Consider the following 4,297-nt stretch of genomic DNA (forward strand, 5'->3'; position numbering starts at 1 on the left):
CGATGCTGGGCCCGGTCACCATCGTGGGCCCGTATTTCATCCTACCGGGGGGCAACCACCTGACCAGCGCGTCCTGATCGCGTGGAAGCGCACCCCGCGATTACCCCATGTGTTTAACCCTGTTGGGGAGCACCCCGGTGGTCCACGCGCGGGTACCGCTTGCCCGGCCGATGCGAAGCCTTCGCGCCCCTTCCAGCAGGCCGTCAGGCCATTACTGGCGGGGGCAAGATGCGAGCGAGCCGGGCCATGACAGTGTGCGTCCGGGTCGACAAATAAGAAGGGCATCCGGCGGTGAGGCCGGACACCCTTCTGGTTGATGCAATCGCAGCTGGTGCCGCTCAGAATGGCGGGAGGTCATCGCTATTGACGGTGCCACATGCCGTGCGCTTCATCGCAGGCCGCTCAGCTTGCGCTGCGGCTTTGGTCCGCGCCGCCGGGGTCTCGTTCTGAACCGAAGCGTCGCGCACAATGTGGAGGGGAATGCGTGCTTCGCGGAGGCGGTCAGCAAGGTTCGCCTGGATGCCGCCGCCGCTGCACACCACGGCCTCGACAGGCTTGAAGGCGAGCATGCGGGCGTTGCGCTGATAGGGTGCGGAAGGTCCCCGCGAAGTATCGGGCTTGCACAGGATCACCGGCACATTGTGGCGCGATGCCCAGGCTGCCGCGATCACGTCCGCGCCCTTGTTCTGCGCGGTCGTCGCGAGCGCCATCGACGGGACCCGGGCATGGATCGCGTCGAGATAGTCTTCAACCAGCGCAATGTCGGTGAACTGCTGTCCGCCCGAGAACACTACGACCGGACCCGATGGGGCAAACTGCTCGCGCCGCTGCGCTTTCTGTGCCGCGAGATAGTCGCGCGCTTCGATCATCGAGGCATTGGTCTTGGACGAGACCCGCGAGCCCCGCACCGGCGAGAACGGGCGGCCGGTCTCGACAAGGTAGATCCGCGCGGCATGGTCGCGCATGCACTCCATCGCATCGCGGCATTCGGCAAGGCTGCGGGCCTGCATGGTCAGGTCCTCGAGATCGGTCGCGTAGACCTCGCTCGGATCGTATTCGCGCAGCTTTTCCTGGAGGCGGTTCGCCATTGCGTCCTCGCGGTCGTCGAGGCGCTTGGCGACGACATGGAAGCTGTTGGCCACGCCCCAGGCGACTTCGCTGGCGAAGTCCTCCATCCGGGTGTCGCGGAACAGGTCGAAGACCGTTGCCAGCATCATCTCGATCGCCGCCTGCGCAACTTCTGGGTCGGGCATTTCGGCAGCGCTCGGCTCATGTTCGATCGAGAGCTTCGCCAGTTCGGTCTGCTCCATGAATGCCCGGGCGTAGTCAGGCGTCGCGATTTCGCGCGCATAGTGTTCGGCTAGGTCGGCGAAGTTCGAGAAACGGTCCGTCATGATAACCTCCAAATGGAATTTTCTCTCATCACGCTGATGAAAGATGTGCCTTGAAGGACGCCGGAGTCAGGCAGTCAGGGACGGCGGCGCGCACGCGCTGCCGCCGCGATTAGCGGGCGTGGGGGGAGCCGATTTTTGCTCGCAAGGCGCTAGCCGCAGCAGGCCAAAATCGGGGGGGTACCCGCGATCCTTGACGGCCGCCAATCTCCCAGGCGTCATGCTATGGCGATGCTGATTTCGCTCAGCCACCGAGATGAGAGAGAGATGACGGTTTTGCCCCCGAACCCCATCTGGGCGTTCGGGGTTAACCGCAAAACGCCGCCCTGGAACGAACTAGGAGGCTGCTCCCAATACGAATCTCGCTCTTTCGCGGCGGAGCATTTCGTATGGGCTCATGCAGGTAATACCGAGCCCGATGCATACATTCGGGATCTTTATCTTGCGGACCGAGTCCGAAGGCACTTCGTGAGTAACGACGACGCATTCGTGGGCCTTGGCATGTGCCACCAGCCAATAATCGGCGACTTGCAAAAATGTCGCGATTGCTGCGGGCTCATAGGCTTGCCCGGTAGCCCAGGCGCTCACCTGTCCCAAGGCAGGAAGAACCGCGTCGTCGGGAGGTAAGAAGAATCCTTTGCCTTGGGCATGGGCCCAATCCGCAAGTTCGTCACCGCCGCCCACGAGTTCATCGCTGACCTTCTCGATGCTTGCGACAATCGCGGCCGCGTTCTGCGCCACCAGCCATTCCCAAAAGGCCGGGCAGAAATCGAAGCCATAGTGAAGGTTCTTGGCCTGGATGAAGACGTTCGCGTCGAGCAGGTAACGGGTCAAGCAAGCACCCCCACTTCCTGCCCTATGTGATTGAAGGTCTCGGTCTTCGCTACACCGAGCATACGAAAGGCATCGCGGTAAAGGGTCTGGCCCTCGAGCGTGCTTTCGACCAGGGCGCGGGCGAAACGGCGGCTGACGCGAGATAGGGTCGTACGATAGAAATCGCCGCCGCCGCCGTTTCGTTCTGCGATCGCCCGCAGGCGGCCGCGCTCGGCAGCCCATGCGGCTTCGAAGGCAGTTCGGGTCAGCCAACCGGCATCGAGAAGACGTCTCAGAATGACAAGACTGCTGACCTTGTAACGACGCGTGAGACGAGCGACGGCGTCGTCAAGTGCTTCATCCACGACGAGGTCGGCTTGCAGTGTTACCAAGGGCACGAGTAATTCAGCTGCGACTGCGTTGCACCAGACTTCCTCACGCCGGAAACCTGCGACCGGCGCGGCGCTGGCATTCGATATCGCAGTGGCACCAAGCCAGAGGTGCGCAAGTTCATGGGCAAGCGTAAACATCTGAGCGGACTTGCTGTCCGATCCGTTGATAAACACAAGTGGCGCCTGGGTGTCGGCAAGTGCAAAGCCGCGGAACTCTTCCGGATCGAGCTTGCGGTTATTGTTACTGAGAACGACGCCGCTTACCATCACCAGTACTCCGAGAGCGTCGGCCTGGCCAATGAAGAGCCGCAGTGCCTCCTCCCAGGTGCGGCAGGCAGCACGGGCTTCTAGGTCAAAGCCGAGCGCTTCAGCCATCCGTGCTGCCACAGCGACTGGCTCGTCATTCAGCGAGGCACTGCCAACAAACGCGAGTTCGGGCAGCCGCACGGCCCGGGCATAGTCCTTGAACCATCCCTGGCGCTCCTGGCAGGCATAGACCATGTCGAGGAGGTTGGGACTGGGGCGGTGAATGGCGCGGCCATCGACCGTCCGAAAATCCGGGATCGGCAATTGCTCATGAGGCGGAGCAGGAAGAAACAGATAGCCAACCGGCACATGGACAGCATCGGCGAAGGCTTGCAACTGCTTGATCGTGGGCTGCGCGTCGCCCGCTTCCCACAGGGCAAGTTTAGGGAACCGGTGGTCCAAATCTTCTGGGCTCTTGCCTGCACGTTCGCGCGCCCAGGTCAGAAGCTCAGGATGGATGGCCGCCCGCGTCATGGGGACTTAGTAGTCTTGCATTGGACTCTGCGGCAAGACTGCATGGAATTGCCTCGCATCATCTGATCACCGACACTGCGACACCGGCTGCGTCCGCAACGGTGCGCCACTGCTTGTCGGCGGTCAGCGCCGGAAGACCGTCCCGGCGCGCGAGCGCCAGGCAGAAACGGTCGCCGAGCGACAGGCCGGCCTCGGCCGTCGCGGCGCGCAGTCGCCCGGCGATGGTAGCGAGGGCGTGATCAGCCTCGACGATCGCCATCGGCAGGGGCCGCAGCATGGCGTCGACCTGCTCGGCGGGCATGCCGGCATGGATGAAATGGCTGACGACCTCGGCGTAGTTGACGCTCGACATGCGCGAGGCACCGATCGCATCGGCGACCTTGCCCGCGCCGGCCTCGTCCCGGAGCAGGGCAAGCAGCGCGGAGGCGTCGAGCACGACTTCGCTCATTCGCCCGTTTCCTCGCGACGGCGAGCAAGGAACGCGTCGACCGATGCGTCTGCCTTGTCGCCCGTGTACTTCTTGGCGAGCGCCTTGGCGTGAGCGACCGATTGCGCCACGGTGCGCAGGATCACGCCGTCCTCGGTTTCCTCGACCAGCAGCGCGCCACCGCCGGCCAGACCGAGGCGCTTGCGGATTTCGGCCGGCAGGCTCATCCGTCCGTTTGGCGTGATCGTCACTTGCACCGTCATGGCACTGCTCCTGATGCGGCGAACGCCTCGCGAAGCACGTGCGTGAGCCAATCCAAGAAGCATATGCCACAAAATCGCAAACGTGTCACGAATAGCTCTACATGTTTGCTTTCCATCTGAAGTGCGAATTTCCGTTGTGAGTGTAGCGCTTTGCCGTGGGGGGGGGGGGGCCCCCCCCCCCCCACAAAAAAAAAATAGCGATAAAGGGGGGGGTTTTGTAGAAAAAAAACA

Annotated in this window: 5 protein-coding genes; all 5 read right to left on the bottom strand. The window is 62.9% G+C overall.

From position 1 onward, the window contains the following. Positions 1-338: 338 nt before the first annotated feature. Positions 339-1,394, bottom strand: coding sequence for a DUF2493 domain-containing protein (locus LDN95_RS22840; protein WP_226019797.1), 1,056 nt, complete (start codon positions 1,392-1,394; stop codon positions 339-341). A gap of 333 nt (positions 1,395-1,727) precedes the next feature. Beyond that, complete coding sequence (locus tag LDN95_RS22845) at positions 1,728-2,225, bottom strand: DUF4411 family protein (RefSeq protein ID WP_226019798.1); 498 nt, start codon at positions 2,223-2,225, stop codon at positions 1,728-1,730. Continuing rightward, a complete protein-coding gene (locus LDN95_RS22850; RefSeq protein WP_226019799.1) occupies positions 2,222-3,376 on the bottom strand; it encodes an ImmA/IrrE family metallo-endopeptidase in 1,155 nt (384 codons plus the stop codon). The genes LDN95_RS22845 and LDN95_RS22850 overlap by 4 nt, the downstream gene beginning before the upstream one ends. 58 nt (positions 3,377-3,434) lie before the next feature. After that, positions 3,435-3,824, bottom strand: coding sequence for a type II toxin-antitoxin system VapC family toxin (locus LDN95_RS22855; protein WP_226019800.1), 390 nt, complete (start codon positions 3,822-3,824; stop codon positions 3,435-3,437). Next, positions 3,821-4,066: an AbrB/MazE/SpoVT family DNA-binding domain-containing protein gene (locus LDN95_RS22860; RefSeq protein ID WP_226019801.1), complete on the bottom strand. Its 246-nt coding sequence runs from the start codon at positions 4,064-4,066 to the stop codon at positions 3,821-3,823. The genes LDN95_RS22855 and LDN95_RS22860 overlap by 4 nt, the downstream gene beginning before the upstream one ends. Between the last annotated feature and the right edge of the window lie 231 nt (positions 4,067-4,297).

It is taken from the genome of Novosphingobium sp. FKTRR1, assembly GCF_020404405.1.
Classification (GTDB): Bacteria; Pseudomonadota; Alphaproteobacteria; order Sphingomonadales; family Sphingomonadaceae; genus Novosphingobium.

Bases quoted from the DNA above. Each gene is read 5' to 3' on its own strand.
- LDN95_RS22850 (WP_226019799.1), bottom strand. From the start codon at position 3,376: ATGACGCGGGCGGCCATCCATCCTGAGCTTCTGACCTGGGCGCGCGAA.
- LDN95_RS22860 (WP_226019801.1), bottom strand. From the start codon at position 4,066: ATGACGGTGCAAGTGACGATCACGCCAAACGGACGGATGAGCCTGCCG.
- LDN95_RS22840 (WP_226019797.1), bottom strand. From the start codon at position 1,394: ATGACGGACCGTTTCTCGAACTTCGCCGACCTAGCCGAACACTATGCG.
- LDN95_RS22855 (WP_226019800.1), bottom strand. From the start codon at position 3,824: ATGAGCGAAGTCGTGCTCGACGCCTCCGCGCTGCTTGCCCTGCTCCGG.